At 75.1% G+C, this 17966-nt stretch carries 15 protein-coding genes and 1 pseudogene; 6 read left to right on the forward strand and 10 right to left on the reverse strand.

Annotated elements, in window-relative coordinates; translation table 11 throughout:
* Positions 1-16: 16 nt before the first annotated feature.
* Positions 17-601: pseudogene (locus tag IO40_RS0105210) on the forward strand (response regulator); the annotation flags it as partial.
* A 10-nt stretch (positions 602-611) separates the two neighbouring features.
* Here IO40_RS0105210 and IO40_RS0105215 read toward each other — a convergent pair.
* From IO40_RS0105215 to IO40_RS0105225, 3 genes are all read right to left on the reverse strand, one after another.
* Entirely contained in the window at positions 612-2084 is a 1473-nt protein-coding gene (locus tag IO40_RS0105215; RefSeq protein ID WP_031174944.1) for an MFS transporter, read from the reverse strand.
* Positions 2085-2155: 71 nt separating this feature from the next.
* Complete coding sequence (locus tag IO40_RS0105220) at positions 2156-3349, reverse strand: lipid-transfer protein (RefSeq protein WP_016468730.1); 1194 nt, start codon at positions 3347-3349, stop codon at positions 2156-2158.
* A gap of 56 nt (positions 3350-3405) precedes the next feature.
* The gene (locus tag IO40_RS0105225) at positions 3406-5730 is read right to left on the reverse strand and encodes an acyl-CoA dehydrogenase family protein (protein WP_016468731.1); all 2325 of its coding nucleotides are present in this window, start codon (positions 5728-5730) and stop codon (positions 3406-3408) included.
* Between the two features lie 221 nt (positions 5731-5951).
* Between IO40_RS0105225 and IO40_RS0105230 the strand changes: the two genes are divergently transcribed.
* From IO40_RS0105230 to IO40_RS0105245, 4 genes are all read left to right on the forward strand, one after another.
* Positions 5952-6617, forward strand: coding sequence for a class I SAM-dependent methyltransferase (locus IO40_RS0105230; protein WP_016468732.1), 666 nt, complete (start codon positions 5952-5954; stop codon positions 6615-6617).
* Positions 6618-7169: 552 nt separating this feature from the next.
* A complete protein-coding gene (locus IO40_RS0105235; protein ID WP_106963698.1) occupies positions 7170-7844 on the forward strand; it encodes an N-acetylmuramoyl-L-alanine amidase in 675 nt (224 codons plus the stop codon).
* Between the two features lie 104 nt (positions 7845-7948).
* Entirely contained in the window at positions 7949-8803 is an 855-nt protein-coding gene (locus IO40_RS0105240; protein ID WP_030409585.1) for a DUF5336 domain-containing protein, read from the forward strand.
* A gap of 132 nt (positions 8804-8935) precedes the next feature.
* Complete coding sequence (locus IO40_RS0105245; RefSeq protein WP_016468735.1) at positions 8936-9946, forward strand: LLM class F420-dependent oxidoreductase; 1011 nt, start codon at positions 8936-8938, stop codon at positions 9944-9946.
* 59 nt (positions 9947-10005) lie between these two features.
* On the opposite strand, the gene IO40_RS0105250 is transcribed toward IO40_RS0105245, so the two are convergent.
* From IO40_RS0105250 to IO40_RS0105260, 3 genes are all read right to left on the reverse strand, one after another.
* Entirely contained in the window at positions 10006-11073 is a 1068-nt protein-coding gene (locus tag IO40_RS0105250; protein ID WP_016468736.1) for a prenyltransferase/squalene oxidase repeat-containing protein, read from the reverse strand.
* A complete protein-coding gene (locus IO40_RS0105255) occupies positions 11070-11840 on the reverse strand; it encodes a class I SAM-dependent methyltransferase (protein ID WP_016468737.1) in 771 nt (256 codons plus the stop codon). The genes IO40_RS0105250 and IO40_RS0105255 overlap by 4 nt, the downstream gene beginning before the upstream one ends.
* 73 nt (positions 11841-11913) lie before the next feature.
* Positions 11914-13269: a glycosyltransferase family 4 protein gene (locus IO40_RS0105260; protein WP_031174946.1), complete on the reverse strand. Its 1356-nt coding sequence runs from the start codon at positions 13267-13269 to the stop codon at positions 11914-11916.
* Between the two features lie 262 nt (positions 13270-13531).
* Between IO40_RS0105260 and IO40_RS0105265 the strand changes: the two genes are divergently transcribed.
* Positions 13532-14263, forward strand: a complete 732-nt coding sequence (locus IO40_RS0105265) for a TetR family transcriptional regulator (protein WP_016468739.1) — start codon at positions 13532-13534, stop codon at positions 14261-14263.
* A 2-nt stretch (positions 14264-14265) separates the two neighbouring features.
* On the opposite strand, the gene IO40_RS0105270 is transcribed toward IO40_RS0105265, so the two are convergent.
* The 4 genes from IO40_RS0105270 to IO40_RS0105285 all read right to left on the reverse strand — a co-directional run bounded on the left by IO40_RS0105270 (position 14266) and on the right by IO40_RS0105285 (position 17940).
* Positions 14266-14862 carry a suppressor of fused domain protein gene (locus IO40_RS0105270; RefSeq protein WP_016468740.1) on the reverse strand — a complete coding sequence of 199 codons (597 nt, stop codon included), beginning with the start codon at positions 14860-14862 and terminating at the stop codon, positions 14266-14268.
* A gap of 623 nt (positions 14863-15485) precedes the next feature.
* A complete protein-coding gene (locus tag IO40_RS0105275; RefSeq protein ID WP_016468742.1) occupies positions 15486-16355 on the reverse strand; it encodes a 5-oxoprolinase subunit C family protein in 870 nt (289 codons plus the stop codon).
* Entirely contained in the window at positions 16355-17173 is an 819-nt protein-coding gene (locus tag IO40_RS33155; protein WP_016468743.1) for a 5-oxoprolinase subunit B family protein, read from the reverse strand. Before IO40_RS33155 ends, IO40_RS0105275 begins: the two co-directional genes overlap by 1 nt.
* Positions 17170-17940 carry a LamB/YcsF family protein gene (locus IO40_RS0105285; protein WP_016468744.1) on the reverse strand — a complete coding sequence of 257 codons (771 nt, stop codon included), beginning with the start codon at positions 17938-17940 and terminating at the stop codon, positions 17170-17172. The genes IO40_RS33155 and IO40_RS0105285 overlap by 4 nt, the downstream gene beginning before the upstream one ends.
* Positions 17941-17966 lie beyond the last annotated feature (26 nt).

Consider the following 17966-nt stretch of genomic DNA (forward strand, 5'->3'; position numbering starts at 1 on the left):
CAAGGTCCTGCTGGCGGAGGACCAGGGCATGATGCGCGGCGCGCTCGCCCTGCTGCTGGAGCTGGAGGACGACATCGAGATCGTCGCCCGGCTGGGCTCCGGGGAGGAGATCGTGCCCACCGCCTTGGAGGTGCGGCCCGACGTGGCGCTGCTCGACATCGAACTGCCCGGCCGCAGCGGTCTGGACGCCGCCGCCGAACTGCACGAGCGGCTGCCCTCCTGCACGGTGCTGATCCTCACCACCTTCGGCCGCCCCGGCTATCTGCGCCGCGCCATGGAGTCGGGCGCCGGTGGCTTCCTCGTCAAGGACGGCCCCGTCGAGGAGCTGGCGGGGGCGATCCGCAGAGCGCTGGACGGGGAGCGCGTCATCGACCCCGCGCTGGCGGCAGCCGCCCTCAGCGCGGGCCCCAATCCGCTCACCCGCCGCGAGCAGGAGGTGCTCACCGCCGCCGCCGACGGTTCGACCGTCGCCGACATCGCCGCCCGCCTGCATCTGTCCGGTGCGACCGTCCGCAACTATCTGTCCGCCGCCATCGGCAAGACCTCCACCCGCAACCGGATGGAAGCCGTCCGCGCCGCCCGCCGCAACGGCTGGCTGTAGCCCGCGCCCGTCAGCCGGCCTCGGGCGCCGGTCCGGGGCGGGACCCGGAGGTGCGGGACGCGGTGGTACGGGGCAGGGCGACGATCATGAACAGGACACAGCCGGCCAACAGCGCCGCGCCGGTGCGGAAGGCCATGCCGTAGCCGGCGGCCAGCGAGGCCGGATCGTGGCGGCCGTCGGTACGGGCAGCGGCCACCGTCGAGAGCACCGCCAGGCCCAGGGCGCCGCCCATGGTGCGGCTGGTGCCGAACAGCCCGGACAGCAGCCCCGCCTCGTCCGCGTCGTCGGTGGCCGTCGCGATGGTGGCCAGCGGGGTCGCCGCCAGTCCGGCGCCCAGGGACATCAGGATGCCGGGGCCCAGGATCGTGGTGGCGTAGTCGCCGTGCGCGCCCATGGTGCTCTGCCACAGATAGCCGAGGCCCGCCATGACCGACCCGGCGACCGCCAGCCAGCGGTCGCCCACGCGGGCCATCAGGTACGGGGCGATCTTGGAGCCCAGCACGATGGTCAGCGAGTGCGGCACCAGCGCGAAACCGGCCTGGAGCGGGGTGTAGCCCAGCACGTTCTGGGTGTGGAGGGAGAGGAAGTACCACATGGCGAACATGGCCAGGCCGTTGATGAAGATGGCCACGTTCGCGGCGGAGACGGCGCGCGAGTGGAACAGCCGCAGCGGCACCAGCGGCTCGGCGGCCCGCGCCTCCACCGCCACGAACAGGGCGAGCATCGCCAGCCCCGCGGCCAGCGGGCCCAGCGCACTGGGCGCGGCCCAGCCGGCGGTGTCGGTACGGACGATGCCGTAGGCCACCGCGCCCAGGCCCAGGGTGGCCAGCAGCGCGCCGGGCACGTCGAGCCGGCGCACGGCCGTCGCCCGGCTCTCGGTGAGCCACACGGCAGCCGCCGCCAGGACGACCACGCCGACGGGCACGTTGATCAGCAGCACCCACCGCCAGGACAGCGCGTCGGTGAGCACCCCGCCGACCAGGCCGCCCGCGGCGCCGCCGCCCGCGCCGACCGCCGACCAGGTGGCCACGGCCCGGGTGCGGGCCGCCCCCTCCGGCACGGACGTCGTCAGCAGGGTGAGCGTGGCCGGTGCCAGGATCGCGGCGCCCATGCCCTGGACGCCGCGCGCCGCCAGCAGGTGCCACGGTTCCTGTGCGAGCCCCCCGGCGAGGCTGGCCGCCGTGAACAGGGCGAGCCCGGCCAGGAAGACCCGTTTGCGCCCGAACAGGTCGGCGGCCCGGCCGCCCAGCAGCATCAGGCCGGAGAAGGTGAGGGTGTAGGCGTTGACCACCCACTGGAGACCCGTCTCGGACAGCGCGAGGGTGTCCCGCATGGACGGGAGCGCGACGTTCACCACGGAGACGTCGAGGACGACGAGGAACTGGCCGGCGCATGCCGCCAGGACCACCGCCCACAGGCGGGGAGCCCCGGCGGCCCCGGATATCGCGGACGAGGCGGCGGCGTCGGGTGCGGGTTGCGGCATGCCGACAGTCTGGCAGTTCGGCCCCGTCCTCCCCTCCGCGTTTTCGGGTGGCCGCGCGGGGAGCGGGACGTTCAGCGCCGCAGCACGGTGACGACCGCGGCGCCGCCCAGGCCGATGTTGTGGGCCAGGCCCACGCGGGCGCCGTCCACCTGGCGTTCGCCGGCTTCCCCCCGCAGTTGCCACACCAGCTCCGCGCACTGGGCGATGCCGGTGGCGCCCAGCGGGTGTCCCTTGGAGATGAGCCCTCCGGAGGGGTTGACCACCCACCGGCCGCCGTAGGTCGTGGCCCCGCAGGCGGCCAGTTCGCCCGACTCCCCCTCCGGGCACATGCCGAGCGCCTCGTAGGTGAGCAACTCGTTGACGGAGAAGCAGTCGTGGAGTTCGACCACGTCGACGTCCTCGATGCCCAGCCCGCTCTCCTCGTACGCGCGGGCGGCGGCGTCGCGGGACATGGGGCGGCCCACGACGTCGATGCAGGAGCCGGAGGCGAAGGACTCCTCCGTGTCGGTCGTCATGGCCTGGCCCGCGATCTCCACGGCGCGGTCGGCGAGCCCCCGCTCCCGCACGAACCGCTCCGAGACGACCACCGCCGCGGCGGCGCCGTCGGACGTGGGCGAGCACTGGAGCTTGGTCAGCGGATCGTGCACGGTCTTCGCGGAGAGGATGTCGCCGAGCGCGTACACGTCGCGGAACTGGGCGTTGGGGTTGGCCGCGGAGTGACGGTGGTTCTTCTCCGCGACGGCGGCCAGCTGTTCCCGCGTCGTCCCGTACCGCTCCATGTGCTCGCGGGCGGCGTTGCCGAAGATCTGCGCGGTGGGCGGTGTGTCCTTGAAACCGTGCCGGGCCGCCATCACCCCGTAGTGGCGGGCCACGGGCGAGGCGGCGAAGTCCCCGCCGCCCGCGCCGGCGCCCAGCGCGCCCTTCTTCATCTTCTCGAAGCCGAGCGCCAGTACGCAGTCCTCGACGCCAAAGGCCACCAGTTGGCGGGCCAGCATCAGCGCACTCGAACCCGTGGCGCAGTTGTTGTTGACGTTGTAGACGGGGATGCCGGTGAGGCCGAGCTGGTAGACGGCGCGCTGCGCGGCGGTGGAGGGCTGGTGGCAGTGGCCCACGGCCGCCTGCCCCACCCGGTCGTAGGGGACGCCGGCATCGGCGAGGGCCGCCTCGCCCGCCTCCCGCGCCATCTCCCAGTACGGCCACTCCCGTGTCTCGGGTTTGACGAAGGGGGTCATCCCGACGCCGATGACGAACGCCTTTCCGGTCATGGCTGCTCCTCGGTCGCATGCCCGGGCGCCCCGGTGCCCCGGGCACCCGGGACGGGTCAGGGTCGCGGCTCCGGGTCGCGCGGCAGGCCCAGCAGCCGTTCGGCCACCACGTTGAGCTGGACCTGGGTGGTGCCGCCCGCGATGGTCAGGCAGCGGGACATCAGGAATCCGTGCACGGCCCGCTCCCCCGGGCCCTCCCGCACCGCACCGGCCGGGCCGAGCAGTTCCAGGGCCAGCTCGGCGACGTTCTGCTGGTGCGGGGTCTGGAGGAGCTTGCGCACGCTGGCGCCGGCGCCCGGGTCGAGGCCCGCCACCTGCTGGAGCGTGGTGCGCAGCCCGATGCACGCCAGCGCGTGCGCCTGCGCCGCGAGCGCGCCGACGCGCTCCCGTACGGTGTCGTCGACGCCGCCGTCCCCGTCCCCCTCGGCCAGCCGGGCGACGAGGGCTTCCAGTCCGGTGCTGAAGGCGACCTGGTCGGCCATGTGCACCCGCTCGTTGCCCAGGGTGTGCCGCGCCACCCGCCAGCCGTCGTCCACCTGCCCGACCACGGCGTCGGCCGGCAGCACGGCGTCGTCGAACCACACCTCGTTGAACAGGGCGTCCCCGGTGATCTCGGTGAGCGGACGCACCTCGATGCCCGGGGTGTTCTTCATGTCGACGAGGAAGAACGTCAGCCCCTTGTGCTTGGGCGCCTCGGGGTCGGTGCGGGCCAGCAGGATGCCCCAGTCCGCCCACTGCGCCGCCGACGTCCACACCTTCTGCCCGTCGACGCGCCAGCCCCCGTCCGCCGTCCGCTCCGCACGGGTGCGCAGCGAGGCCAGGTCGGAGCCGGCGCCCGGCTCCGAGAACAGCTGGCACCACAGCACATCACCGCGCAGGGTCGGCGGCAGGTGGCGGTCGCGCTGCTCCGGGGTGCCGAAGGCGATCAGGGAGGGCACCACCCAGGTGGCGATGCCCAGGTCGGACACCTTCACCCCGGCCTCCTCCAGCTCCCGCTGGATCGCCAGTTGCCGCACCGGCCCGGCGTCGAGCCCGTAGGGGCGGGGCAGGTGCGGGGCCGCGTAGCCGGTGGGCGCCAGTGCGCGGCGCACCGCGGCCGGGTCCTGGCCCCGCAGCGGGGCGATAACCTCGCGGGCCTCGGCACGGTACGCCTCCGCCTCGGGCGGCAGCTGGGTGCGCAGCGCGCGGCGCACCCCCTCGCCCGCCAGGCGTGCGGCCCGCAGCCGGTGGACGCGGCCGGGGCCCGCCAACTGCCGGGCCACCAGCGCCCTGCGCAGATACAGGTGCGCGTCGTGCTCCCAGGTGAAGCCGATGCCGCCGAGGATCTGAACGCAGTCCTTCGCGCAGCTGTGGGCCGCCTCCAGCGCGGCGGAGGCGGCCAGCGCCGCGGTCAGGCCCCGCACCCGGCCGTCCGCCTCCCCGGCCGCGCGCGCCGCGTCCCAGGTGAGGGCGCGGGCCTCTTCGAGACGGAGGAGCATGTCGGCGCACAGGTGTTTGACGGCCTGGAACTGGCCGATGGGGCGACCGAACTGTTCCCGTACGCGGGCGTGCCCGGTGGCGGTGGCCAGCGCCCAGGCGGCCACCCCGCACGCCTCCGCGGAGAGCAGCACATACGCCAGGTCGGTCACGTCCGCGTCGTCCAGGGGCAGCAGACGGGAGTGCGGCACGGTCACGCCCTGGGCCGTGACCTCGGCGGTGGGGCGCAGCGGGTCGGCGCCGGTGTGCGGGCGCACGTCGAGCGCGGCGGCGTCCACGGCGAACCACACGGTGGTGCCGGGGCCGTGGGGGTCCTGGGGGCCCTGCTCCGTTCCCGGGCCGCGCCCGTCCGCCGTGCCGGGGCCCCCGTCCGCCGCCTCCGTGTCCGGCCGGACGTGCGCCGCGAGGACCAGCAGACCAGCCTCCGCGCCGCCGAGCACGGGCGGGGCGGTGCCGGTCAGTGTCCAGTCGCCGTAGTCGCGCCGGGTGGCCGCAAGGGTGCCGGGCCCCAGGGCCACGGCCCCGATCCGCGCGCCCGTGGCCAGCTCGCGCACCAGGTGGGGGTCCGCTCCCACCTGGTGCAGCAGTCCGGCCGCGAGGACGTGCGGCAGGAAGGGGCCGGGCAGGGCGGCGCGGCCGGTCTCCTCCAGCACGACCGCCAGATCGAGCAGGGAACCGCCTGCGCCGCCCGCGCTCTCCGGCAGGTGGATGCCGCACAACTGCTGCCGCACGAGGCCGTCCCAGTGGGCGGGGCGCCCCCGGGTCGGTGGCGAGTCCAGCGCGGCGCGCCGTTCCTTGTCGGGTACGGCGCGCGCCAGCCAGCCCCGTACGGAGGCCGCCAACTCCCGTTGCTCCTGGGTGATTCCGATACCGCCGCCGTGTGTGTCCGCGTTGCGGTTGGTCATGCGGGGCACGGTAGAACACGTTCCACAAAGAGGGAAGGCGCGCGCGGAACGGGCACGCCGGGGGCCGGGGTGGCCCGTGGAGGCCACCTGCCACCCGCGGGGCGGACGGCGGTAGGGCAGCATGGCCGCACGCCGCGCCGGCCCGCGATGGAGCGCGGAACGACGGGCGTCCGCAGGCGCCCGGCAGATGAGGACGGCCGAGGACAGGTGAGGGACGAGCGATGAACCAGGCCACTGACGAACCCGTCACGAGGACGGCGGCCCGACCGGAGCCGCGGACGCTCGCCGCGTTCGAGGCGGCGAAGGGCTTCATGCCGCGTGACGAGGGGCTGGCGCTGTACGCGGCGGCCGTCGAGGCGGGAGCGCTGGGGCTGCCGCTGCTGGAGGTGGGCACCTACTGCGGGCGCTCCACCCTGCTGCTGGCGGACGCGGCGCGCCGCGCGGGCGTCACCGCGCTCACCGTGGACCACCACCGGGGCAGCGAGGAGCAGCAGCCGGGCTGGGAGTACCACGACCCGGAGGTCGTCGACCCGGTCGTGGGCAGGATGGACACGCTGCCCACCTTCCGCCGTACGCTGCACGCCGCAGGGCTGGAGGAGCACGTCGTCGCCCTGGTCGGACGGTCCCCGCAGGTGGCGGCGGTGTGGGGGACGCCACTGGGACTGGTGTTCATCGACGGCGGTCACACCGAGGAGCACGCCACCGCCGACTACGAGGGCTGGACGCCGCACCTGGCGCCGGGCGGGCTGCTGGTCATACACGACGTCTTCCCCGACCCGGCGGACGGCGGCCAGGCCCCGCACCACATCCACGAACGCGCCCTGGCGTCGGGCGCGTACACCCCGGGCCCGGCGACGGGGTCGCTGCGTGTGCTGCGCCGCCGCTGAGCCGGCGGACGGCCCGGGCCCGACGGACGGATTCGGGGCGAGGGGCAGGCTCGGGGTGACAGGCGGCCCCGGGACGATGGACGGATTCGAGGCGAGGGGCGGTCCCGGGACGATGGACGGGCCCGGAGCTACGGTCGGGCCCGGGACGACAGGCGGCCCCGGGGCGGCGAGCAGGTCCGGGGCGGCCACGGACGGCCCGGCGGGCGGGTCGCGACGCGGAGCACCGCCCCGCCCCCGGAGGCCGTCCTGGGCCGCCGCACCCCCGAGGGCCTACCATCTACGGCCGTGTCGAATGGATGCTTCGTGAAGCGGCGGCGGACGGGCGGCCGACAGGTGGTGGCCGTGCTGGCCGCCGGGGCCGTGTGCCTGGGTGCCGCCGGGTGCGGGGCGTCCGGGCCGGCCGGCGACGAGGACGGCCGTAAGGGCGGGGAGCGCTCCCCGGCGGCGACGGCGTCGCCGCGGCCGTCGAAGGAGACGGGCTCCGGGCACGACGACCGGGACAACGGGGCCGGGCAGGGCCGCAGCCGCCCGGCGGACCGTCCGCTGCGCGGCATGGTGGTCGTGGTGGACCCCGGCCACAACCCGCACAACCGCGACCAGCCCGGCGCGATTTCCCGGCCCGTCGATATCGGCACGGGAAAGAAGGAATGCGACACCACGGGCACCGCCACCAATTCCGGTTACCCGGAGGCGGAGTTCACACTCGATCTGGCGCACCGGGTCCGTACGCAGCTTCGAGAACGCGGAGCGACCGTACGGTTTACACACGACGGGGACGAACCGTACGGCCCATGCGTGGATGAACGCGCGGAAAAGGGAAATCAGGCACAAGCGGACGCCGCCATTTCGCTCCATGCGGACGGTGCGCCCAGTGGAAGCCGTGGTTTCCATGTGATTCTTCCCGCATCCGTGCACAAGGGCGCCGCGGACACCCGGAAGATCGCGGGCCCCTCCCGGCGGCTGGGCAAGGAGCTGCGGGACGCGTTCCGCGAGGCCACCGGCGAACCCCCTGCCAACTATCTGGGCGACGGCAACGGTTTGGACACAAGAGACGACCTGGGCGGGCTCAACCTGAGCCGTGTTCCCAAGGTCTTCCTCGAATGCGGCAACATGCGGGACCGGCGTGATGCCGCGCACCTCACCTCGGCGAAGTGGCGCGAAAAGGCGGCGCGCGGGGTCGCGGACGGGATCACGGCTTTCCTGGCCGCAGAGGGCGGGAAATCATGAAACCGAGGAGCGAACCCCCCGGAGCGGCCCGTAGTGTCATCCGTACGATGGGGTGCTCACCCCCGGCAGACTCCAACCATGACCAGACCGATTAAGGACCCCACGTGAACATCCGCTCGCTCACGCGAGGCGACGGCGCGGTGATAGGAGCAGCGGTGCTGCTGTTCATCGCTTCGTTCCTCGATTACTTCTCCGCAGACTGCGATGGCTCCTTCTGCGACAAGATCGAGATGCCGAACGCCTGGGACACGGAGAAGCTCCAGCTCATCCTGCCCACCGTCTTCCTGACGGGCATCATCGGCGCCGCACTGCTGATCATCGGGCGCTTCCTGCCGGAGGGCCGCAAGTTCGGTGCCGTCACGCTGCCGCAGTTCGGCACCAGTCTGCTCGTCGTCTCGCTGTGGTCGGCGGTGTGGGCGATGATCGTCGCCCCCGACCAGGCCAGCATGGGCGCCGGCGCGATCATCGCGCTGATCGCCTCACTGATCGGCGCGGTCGCGGCACTCGTCAGCCCGACGGTCCCGGCGCTCTCCGCCCCGCTGATGCCCGCCGCCGGCCCCCGTCCCGGCCCCTACGGCGGTCCGCAGCAGGCCGGTTACGGCTACCCGGGCGCCCCGCAGCAGGGCGGTTACGGCTACCCCGGTGCTCCGCAGGGCGGTCAGCCGGGCCCCTACGGCGGCCAGCCCGTGCAGGGCGGCCAGCCGCAGGACGCCCAGTCGCACGGCGGCCCGCAGGGTGCCGCGGCCGGCGCCCCGGACCCCAACTTCCAGCCGTTCTGGTTCGCCGTCCCGATGGCGCGTCCCCTCTTCCCGGAGGACGGCTCGCCGCAGCCGATCGCCGAACTGGCACCGGGCACCTGGTACCTGGCGGTCGAGCAGCGCGGCCAGGCGCTGGTCGCCCAGACGCAGGACGGCCGCCGCGGCATCCTCCAGGACACCTCCAACATCCAGCGCGGCTGAGCCGTCCACCGGCCGGCACCGCGCCCCGCGCCTCGGCCCCTCGCCCTTCCGGGCGGGGGAGCCGTTGCCGTACCCTGCACCGGACCATGACTGACGGTACGTCAGTTCCGCGGGTGCGGGAGGGGGACGAGGATGCGGCTCGGACTGGCGCTCGGCTACTGGGGCCGCGGCCCCGACCCCCGCCATCTGGACCTCGTCCGCACGGCGGAGGACCTGGGCTACCACTCGGTGTGGACCGCCGAGTCCTGGGGCTCGGACGCCTTCACCCCGCTCACCTGGATCGCGGCGCACACCTCCCGCATCCGGCTGGGAACGGCCGTGGCGCAGATGGCGGCCCGCACCCCGACCGCCACCGCCATGCACGCCCTCACCCTCGACCACCTCTCCGGCGGACGGATGATGCTGGGGCTGGGCCTGTCCGGGCCGCAGGTGGTGGAGGGCTGGTACGGGCGGCCGTTCCCCTCCTCGCCGCTGACCCTCACCCGCGAGTACGTGGACGTGGTGCGGCAGGTGCTGCGCCGCGAGGGGCCCGTACGGCTGGCCGGCCGCTACCACACGCACCCCTACACGGGCCCCGACGGCACGGGCATGGGCAAGCCCCTCAAGTCCGTCACCCACCCGCTGCGCAGCACCCTGCCGCTGCTGCTGGGCGCGGAAGGCCCCAAGAACATCGCGCAGACCGCGCGGATCGCCGACGGCTGGCTCCCGCTGTACTGGTCGCCCGACCGGGCCGGCGACCACGCTGGGGCGCTGGCACAGGCCCCGGAGGGGTTCCTGGTCGCCCCGCTGGCACAGGCCCGGGTCTGCGCGGATGTCACCGAGGGCCTGCTGCCCGTCAAGGCCATGCTGGGCTTCTACGTCGGCGGCATGGGGCACGCCCGGCGCAACTTCCACGCCGAGCTGATGGCACGCATGGGGTACGCCGACGAGGCGGCGCACGTGCGGGAGCTGTTCGCGCGGGGCCGCCGCGAGGAGGCGGTCCGCGCCGTGCCCGACGCGTTCGCCGACGAGATCTCCCTGGTCGGCCCCCGGGAGCGGATCGCCGAACGGCTCGACAGGTGGCGGTCGGGCCCGGTGACGGACCTGCTGGTGCTGGCGCCCGACCCGCACACCCTGCGGGTGCTGGCGGACCTCAACAGCTGACCGGCCGGCCCGGCACCCCGGCGGGCCGCCCGGCCGGTTTGCGGCCGGGTCCGGCCGGCTCAGCAGCAGTCCGGGTCGAGTCCGCCGGGCAGCGCGTCGCCGCCGAAGACCTGGACGGTCGCCTCGTCGCCGCCCAGCGCCGCCACCCCCAGCAGCAGCGCGCCCGCCGTCCATGTGGTGCGCTCCACCGGCCAGACGGCCTCGTCCTCGAAGACGTATCCCGTCCAGTACATGCCGTCGTCCGCGCGCAGGTGCTGCATCCACGTCAGCACGTCCAGCGCGTGGTCGGACTCCCCGGCCGCCCACAGCGCCAGCGCCAGCTCCGCGCTCTCGCCGCCGGTCACCCACGGGTTGGGCACCACGCAGCGGCAGCCGAGACCGGGCACCACGAAACGGTCCCAGCCCTCCTCGATGCGCTCCCTGGCGGCCTCCCCGCGCAGGGCGCCGGCCAGCACCGGGTAGTACCAGTCCATGGAGTAGCGGCTCTTGTCGAGGAACCGTTCGGGATGGCGGCGCACGGCGTGGCCCAGCCAGCCGGCGGCCAGCTCCCAGTCGGGCTGCGGCTCCTCACGGTGTGCGGCCAGCGCCAGCGCACAGCGCAGGGCCTGGTACACGGAGGAGGAGCCCGTCAGCAGCGCATCGGTGCACACGGTGCCGTCCGCGTCGCGTTTCCAGCCGATCTGCCCGCCGGGCTGCTGGAGGCGGAGCACGAACTCCACGGCGGCGACGACGGTGGGCCACATCCGGTCGAGGAAGGCGTCGTCGCCGGTGGCCAGGTAGTGGTGCCAGACGCCGACGACGGGATAGGCGCAGAAGTTGGACTCGCGGGTGCGGTCCGTGGGGCGGGCCGCGTCACCGTCGGCGTAGGCGGCGTACCAGGAGCCGTCGGGCAGCTGGTGGTCCGCCAGCCAGCGGTAGGCGGCCTCCGCACGCGCGTGTTCACCGGCGGCGTCCAGGGCCATGGCCGCCTCGACGTGGTCCCACGGGTCGAGGTGGTGTCCGCGGAACCAGGGTATGGCGCCGTCGTCACGCTGCTGGGCGGCGATGCCCGCGACGGTCTGCCGGGCCTGTGCCGCCGTCAGCACGCCCGGCAGCACCAGCCGCTCGGTCCGCTCCGGGCTGGTCACTTGGCCGCCGCCGCACGCTCGCCGGAGGCCGCGGCCGGCTCGCCGAGGCGCGGCAGGTGCGGCTTGGTCGCGTACGCCACGAAACTCTTGCCGATCAGCGGGTCGAGGGCCCGCTCGGCGAGCCGGGTGGCCAGCGGGCGCTTCATGATGTCCCACACCAGCAGCTTGTGGTAGGCGCGCACCGGCAGCGCCTTGTCGTTGTCCACGCCGAACGCGCACTTGAGCCACCAGTAGGGCGAGTGCAGCCCGTGCGCGTGGTGGGTGCCGTACGGCCGCAGCCCGGCCTCACGCATCCTGGCGAGCAGTTCCGTCGCGCGGTAGATGCGGATGTGGCCGCCCTCCACCTCGTGGTAGGCGTCGCTGAGCGCCCAGCAGACCTTCTCCGGACCGTAGCGGGGCACGGTGACGGCGATCCGCCCGCCCGGCTTGAGGACGCGCACCATCTCGGCCAGCACTCCCTTGTCGTCGGGGATGTGCTCCATCACCTCGGAGATGATCACGACGTCGAAGCTCTCGTCCGGGAACGGCAGCGCGAGGGCGTCGCCCTCCATGGCGGTGGCCGTCGCGCCCTGCGGGGCCTCACCCTCCTCGGCCATGGCCGCGAACCACTTGGCGACCTCGCGGATCTCCTCGGCGTTGCGGTCGAGGGCCACCACGCGCGCCCCGCGCCGGTAGCACTCGAAGGCGTGCCGTCCCGCGCCGCAGCCCAGGTCGAGCACGCGGTCGCCCGGGGCGAGCGGGAAACGGGAGAAGTCCACGGTCAGCACGGAGAATCAGCCTTCCAGTCATGCATCGGGGAGACGGGGAGAGGTGCGGGGCGGCGGCAGGGGCCCACGCCGGTCACCGGCTGTCGGCGGCGGGCACCGGCTCGGCGGACGCGCGCGGGGACGGGGACGGCGCCGCCCGGTGGGAGGCGGCCCGCATCGCGGCGCGGTAGCAGGCGACGGTCCCCAGCGCCGCCCGCTCCCAGGTGAACTTCCGCAGCACCCGCTCCCGTCCGGCGGCCCCGAGCCGGGCGCGCAGCGTGGCGTCGCCCAGCAGCCTGGCCAGTCCCGCGGCGAGCGCCCCCGCGTCGCCCGGCGGCACCGCCAGGCACGTCTCGCCGTCGCGCCCGGCGACTTCGGGGATGGCACCGCCGGTGGTGGCCAGCAGCGGGGTGCCGGTGGCCATGGCCTCGGCGGCGGGCAGTGAGAACCCCTCGTAGAGGGAGGGCACGCAGGCGACCTGTGCCGAGCGGACGAGGTCGGCCAGTTCGGCGTCGGTGATGCCCTTGACGAACTCGACGGCGCCCGCGAGCCCGTGTGCGTCGATCGCGTCGGCGACGGGTCCGGTGGCCGGCCGCTTGCCGACGACGACCAGATGCGCGTCGGGCTGTTCGGTACGGACCTTGGCGAGCGCCTCGACCAGGAACACCAGGCCCTTGAGCGGCACGTCCGCGCTGGAGGTGGTCACGATCCGGCCCGGCACCTCGGGCACGGCCGGGTCGGGCGCGAACAGCCGGGTGTCGGCGCCGATGGGCACCACGTGGATGCGGTCGGTCCGCACGCCCAGGTCGTCGGCGATCTCCTGGCGGGAGGAGCCGGAGACGGTGACGACCGAGGGCAACCGGCGGGCGACCCGGCCCTGCATCCGGGTGAAGCCGTACCAGCGGCGGACCGAGGCCCGCCGGCGCCGGGTCGTGGCCGCGGCCAGCTCCAGCCGGCGGTCCACGGTGATGGGGTGGTGGATCGTGGTCACCAGCGGGGCGCCCAGCGCGCCGGGGCCGCCGAGCAGTCCGTAGCCGAGCGTCTGGTTGTCGTGGATGACGTCGAACTCGCCGCGCCGGGCCGCCAGATGACGGCGGGCGCGCAGCGAGAAGGTGAGCGGCTCGGGGAAGCCGCCGGTCCACATCGTGGCGACCTCCAGCAGGTCGATCCAGTCGCGGTACTCGTCCCGCGAGGGGGTGCGGAACGGATCGGGCTGGCGGTAGAGGTCGAGGCTGGGCAGTTCGGTGAGGCTGAGCCGGCCGGCCGCTCCGGGCACCTCGTCCAGCACCGGATAGGGCTGGGCGCCGATGACCTCGACGCTGTGCCCGAGGCGGGCGAGTTCGCGGGAGAGGTGACGGACGTAGACGCCCTGACCACCGCAGAAAGGATTCCCCTTGTACGTCAGCAGCGCGATGCGCAGCGGGCGGTCGGATTCGGCCTGACCGGTCACTCGCGGCCCCCTTCGTCACTGCGTTCCGCCGGAGCGTAGCCGCTCGCGCTAACCTAGAACAAGTTTCAGGATTGCCTTTCACAGGGACGACACCGGACGGGACGCACCGCCGCGGACTCGTACCCGGACCACAGAATTTACCGGCCAGTCACTTCGGGCGAGCCGTCTCAGCAGGTGATTCGCGCCACCCCCGCGGCGCCTGCCACAATGCACGGCTCCCCGCAGGCTTCGAGAACGCCACGGAAACGGGACCGACAACGCGATGCCGACACCTCCGCAGCCCAAGCCCACCCGACGACCGGCCACCGGAACGACGCGCCCGCAGCGCGCCCAGCCGGCCGCCCCGTCGTCGCAGACCCCGCCGCTGACGGAGCGTCAGGAAGCCCGGCGGAGGCGCATCCTCCAGGCGAGCGCGCGACTGGCACGGCGCGGCGGGTTCGACGCGGTGCAGATGCGCGAGGTCGCCGAATCCGCCGACGTGGCCCTCGGCACGCTCTACCGCTACTTCCCCTCCAAGGTGCACCTGCTGGTCGCCACCATGCAGGACCAGTTGCAGCACATGCACGAAACCCTGCACAAGCGGCCCCCGCTCAGGGAACGGGCCTCGGAACGGGTCGCCGAGACCCTGATGCGGGCCTTCCGCTCCCTCCAGCGCGAACCGCAACTGGCCGACGCCATGGTCCGCGCCCTCAACTTCGCCGACCGCTCGGTCAGCCCCGAGGTGGACACCGTCTCCCGGGTGACGACCGCCATCATCCTGGACGCCATGGGGCTGGAGGGGCCGCCCTCCCCCGAGCAACTGTCCGCCGTCCGCGTCATCGAACACACCTGGCACTCCGCGCTCATCACCTGGCTGTCGGGCCGGGCCTCCATCGCCCAGGTGAAGATCGACATCGAGACCGTCTGCCGGCTGATCGAGATCACCTCCCCCGACGGCGACGGCAACGGCGGAGGCGCCGGGGCCGGTTCCCGTGCCGGCGCCCGGGGCGGCTGAGCTCAGCGCCCGTCGGGCGGCGGCGCGCACACGTCCCGGGAACGCAGCAGCTCCGCGAAGAAGGTCTCCGGCGGCAGGGCGAGAGCGCGTGCCCGTTCGGCCTCGGCGAGCGGCACGGCCGTCAGGACCCGCACCGGCTCGACGCGCGTCTCGACGACACCAGGCCCGCCCCCGGGCCAGGGGCCGGCCAGGAAGACCCGGCGGCAGCCCGGGAAGGCGGGCAGCTCGTCGTCGAACCCGACGATCTCGCCCGGACCCAGCGGCACCCCGCGCGTCCACGGATACGCCGCCAGGTTCGCCAGCCGCGTGGCGAGACGGTGCTCGTCCTCGCGCCCCAGCGGGCCGCGGCGCAGCAGCCGCAGCTCCGCCCGGCCGCCCGCACCCCCGCCGGGACGGCCGCCCCCGGGCGGCATGGGGTGGGCGGCCATGCCGACCGTCGCGAACGCGGTGACACCGTCGGGCCGCGCCGGGCGGTACAGCATCACATCGAGCCGTTCCAGCGGCGGCGGCCCACCGTCGAAGGTCACGCCGTCGTCCTCCTCCCCCCACTCGGCACGCAGGGCATGGAAGACGTCGCGCAGGATCGGAGCGGCAGGCATGGCCGCGACCCTAACCCGGCCGGGCCCGGCCTCCGCCGAGAGCCGCCCCTCGGAGACGGCACCCACCTGGCGGCATGCCCGCACGGGGATGCCGGGCGCCTGGGTTGATGCCCGGCGGGCCGCGGGCACGGGGACGTGGCGATGTCCCCGGCAGCGGGACGACGCTCAGCAGCCGGCGGGCGACGGCGGCGGACGCGACACCCGCGGGATACGGGCCGCCGAGCCCGCACGCGGCAGGCAGCGGACGCGCCCCGGCGCCCAGCGGTGTGCGGACTGGAACCCCGGCACAGAGGCAGCAGCCGGCGGGCGGCAGATGCGCAACGCAGCGGCGTGCCCGGTACCGGGGCGGTACTCAGGGCGTGGCAGACGGCAGGCGGAAGGCACGACGTACGGGACGGGCCGCCCAGCCCGCACGCGGCAGGCAGCGGACGACGGACGCGGCACGCGCCCCGGCGCCCGGCACCGGGCCGGTGTCCGGCATGCGGGGGCTGCCCGGCATGCGGGGGGGTGTCGGGTGCCGGGGCGTACCCGGGTGTGGGTACTGGAGCCCCGGCACCGGGGCAGCAGTCGGCGGACCGCGGCGCGTGCGCGCCGGAGTGGCGTGCCCGGTGCCGGGGCGGTGTTCAGGGGGTGGCGGGTGCGAAGCGTACGGGGGTGCCGGGCGGGGCCTGGGCCGCGGCGTCGAGGGCCGCGGGCGGGACGACGCCGATCACGGGGTAGCCGCCGGTCGTCGGATGGTCGGCCAGAAAGATCACGGGCCGGCCCTCGGGGGGCACCTGGATCGCCCCCAACGGCATCCCCTCACTGGGCAGTTCGCCTTCCCGGGCGCGGGCCAGGGCGGGTCCCTCCAGCCGCAGACCGATCCGGTTGCTGGCGGCGGAGACCCGGTAGCGCCCGGTCAGCAGGGTGCGCAGCCCCTCGGCGGTGAACCAGTCGTCGCGCGGCCCCGCCACCACGGGCAGCACCAGTTCGCGCGGCGGCGCCGCCCACGGTGCCGCGTCCGGCACGGGCGGCGGCCCGCCGGCCTGCGGCTCCCCCAGGCGGAGCACGGTGCCCGCCGCCAGCGGCTGCGGCCCGAGCCCGGAGAGCAGGTCGGTGGCGCGGCTGCCGAGCACCGGGTCGGCGTCCACACCGCCGGCGAACCCGAGGTAGGAGCGGACGCCGTGGGTGGCCGTACCCACGTCGAGGACGGCCCCGGCCGGCACCCGCACCGGCTGCCCCCAGGGGGCGGGCCGGCCGGCGACGGTCACCGGGCACGGGGCCCCCGTCACCACGGCGACGGTGGGCCGCAGGACGCGGACGGCGCAGCCCGTGAGGGTCGTCTCCAAGGTGGCGGCCGTCTCCGGGTTGCCGAGCAACCGGTTGGCGAGCCGGTGCGCGGCCATGTCCAGCGCGCCGGAACGGGGCACGCCCAGGTGGGCGTGCCCGGCGCGGCCCAGGTCCTGGACGGTCGTGAGCGCTCCCGGGCGCAGGGTCTCCAGCCCGTCTGCCATCACGGCCGCTCCTTCGGGTTCGGGGTGCGTGGTGCGCCGGACGCCCCGGCCGTGCCGTCCCCGTCGGCGCCGCCGTCACCCTTGACGCCGCCGTCATCCTCGGCGTCACCGTCGCCGTCGGTGCCGCCGTCGCCGAGCGGGACGAAGCGGACACGGGTGCCGGGGGCCAGCAGAGCCGCGGGGGTGCGGTCCGGGTCCCACAGCACGGTCCCCGGCGCCGTGCCGATGAGCTGCCAGCCGCCGGGTGAGGAGCGGGGGTAGACGCCGGTGTAGGGCCCGGCCAGTCCCACCGCTCCGGCGGGGACCCGGGTGCGCGGGTCGGACCGCCGCGGCACGTGGTACCGCTCCTCAAGGCCCGTCAGATAGCCGAAACCGGGGGCGAACCCGCAGAAGGCGACGCGGAAGGTGGTGGCCGCGTGGATGCGGGCCACCTCGTCCTCGGACACTCCCCACAGGGCTGCCACGTCGGCGAGGTCGGGTCCGTCGTAGCGGACGGGGATCTCGACCGCGTTCTCGGCGCCGCCGCTCAGCGGCGGCACGTCCCAGCCGGGCAGTTCGGCCGCCAGCCGGCGGGCGGCCTGCGCGGAGGGCAGGCCGTCGAGCAGCACCGTGGTGGCGCCGGGCACGATCTCGCTCACCGGCGGCAGGGTGCCGGCGGCCCGCCGGCGCAGCAGCTCGGCGTGGAGCGCCTCGGTGCGCCCGGCGGTGGGCAGCTCGACGAGCAGTCCGCGGTCGCCCACCGGGCGGACGAGCGGCGGTGTGCCCCGCTCGGGCGAGGCGGACGCGGGGGAGCCGTCGGCTGCGGCGGGCCGGTTCATGCGAAGGCCCGGACGGTGAGGCCGGCCGCGGTCAGCTCCTCGCGGACGCGGCGGGCGAGCTGGGCGGCGGCGGGGGTGTCGCCGTGGACGCACAGCGAGCGGGCCCCGGACGGCAGCACGCTGCCGTCGGCGGCGACGATCTCCCCGCTGCGCGCGAGCCGCACCGCCCGTTCGATGACCTGCTCGGGCTCGTGGAGCACGGCACCGGCCTCGGTGCGCGGCACCAGGGTGCCGTCGGGGCGGTAGGCGCGGTCGGCGAACGCCTCCTCCACGGTGGGCAGTCCGGCCTCGGCCGCGGCGGCCAGCAGCCGGGAGCCGGGCAGGCCGAGCACGGGCAGCGGCCCGCCCTCACCGGTCGCCGCGCCGGACAGCCGTACGCCCTCGACGACGGCGGCGGCCTGCTCGGCGTCGCGGACGGCGCGGTTGTAGAGCGCACCGTGCGGCTTGACGTAGGCGACGGCGGCTCCGGCGGCGCGGGCGAACACCTCCAGCGCGCCGATCTGGTAGGCCACTTCGGCGGCCAGTTCCGCGGCGGGCACGTCCATGGCGCGGCGGCCGAAACCGGCCAGGTCGCGGTAGGACACCTGGGCCCCGATACGGACGCCCCGCGCGGCGGCGAGCTCGCAGACGCGGCGCATGGTGGCGGGGTCGCCGGCGTGGAAGCCGCAGGCGACGTTGGCGCTGGTGACGGAGGCCAGCAGCGCGTCGTCGTCGGTGAGCTGCCAGCGGCCGAAGCCCTCGCCGAGGTCGGCGTTAAGGTCGATCATCCGGTCCATCGGCAGCAACGTAAGCG

The sequence above is a fragment of the Streptomyces albus subsp. albus genome (assembly GCF_000725885.1).
Classification (GTDB): Bacteria; Actinomycetota; Actinomycetes; order Streptomycetales; family Streptomycetaceae; genus Streptomyces; species Streptomyces albus.

Bases quoted from the DNA above. Each gene is read 5' to 3' on its own strand.
- IO40_RS33155 (WP_016468743.1), bottom strand. From the start codon at position 17,173: ATGAACCGGCCCGCCGCAGCCGACGGCTCCCCCGCGTCCGCCTCGCCC.
- IO40_RS0105215 (WP_031174944.1), bottom strand. From the start codon at position 2,084: ATGCCGCAACCCGCACCCGACGCCGCCGCCTCGTCCGCGATATCCGGG.
- IO40_RS0105285 (WP_016468744.1), bottom strand. From the start codon at position 17,940: ATGATCGACCTTAACGCCGACCTCGGCGAGGGCTTCGGCCGCTGGCAG.
- IO40_RS0105225 (WP_016468731.1), bottom strand. From the start codon at position 5,730: ATGACCAACCGCAACGCGGACACACACGGCGGCGGTATCGGAATCACC.
- IO40_RS0105265 (WP_016468739.1), top strand. From the start codon at position 13,532: ATGCCGACACCTCCGCAGCCCAAGCCCACCCGACGACCGGCCACCGGA.
- IO40_RS0105220 (WP_016468730.1), bottom strand. From the start codon at position 3,349: ATGACCGGAAAGGCGTTCGTCATCGGCGTCGGGATGACCCCCTTCGTC.
- IO40_RS0105230 (WP_016468732.1), top strand. From the start codon at position 5,952: ATGAACCAGGCCACTGACGAACCCGTCACGAGGACGGCGGCCCGACCG.
- IO40_RS0105235 (WP_106963698.1), top strand. From the start codon at position 7,170: ATGGTGGTCGTGGTGGACCCCGGCCACAACCCGCACAACCGCGACCAG.
- IO40_RS0105275 (WP_016468742.1), bottom strand. From the start codon at position 16,355: ATGGCAGACGGGCTGGAGACCCTGCGCCCGGGAGCGCTCACGACCGTC.
- IO40_RS0105245 (WP_016468735.1), top strand. From the start codon at position 8,936: ATGCGGCTCGGACTGGCGCTCGGCTACTGGGGCCGCGGCCCCGACCCC.
- IO40_RS0105270 (WP_016468740.1), bottom strand. From the start codon at position 14,862: ATGCCTGCCGCTCCGATCCTGCGCGACGTCTTCCATGCCCTGCGTGCC.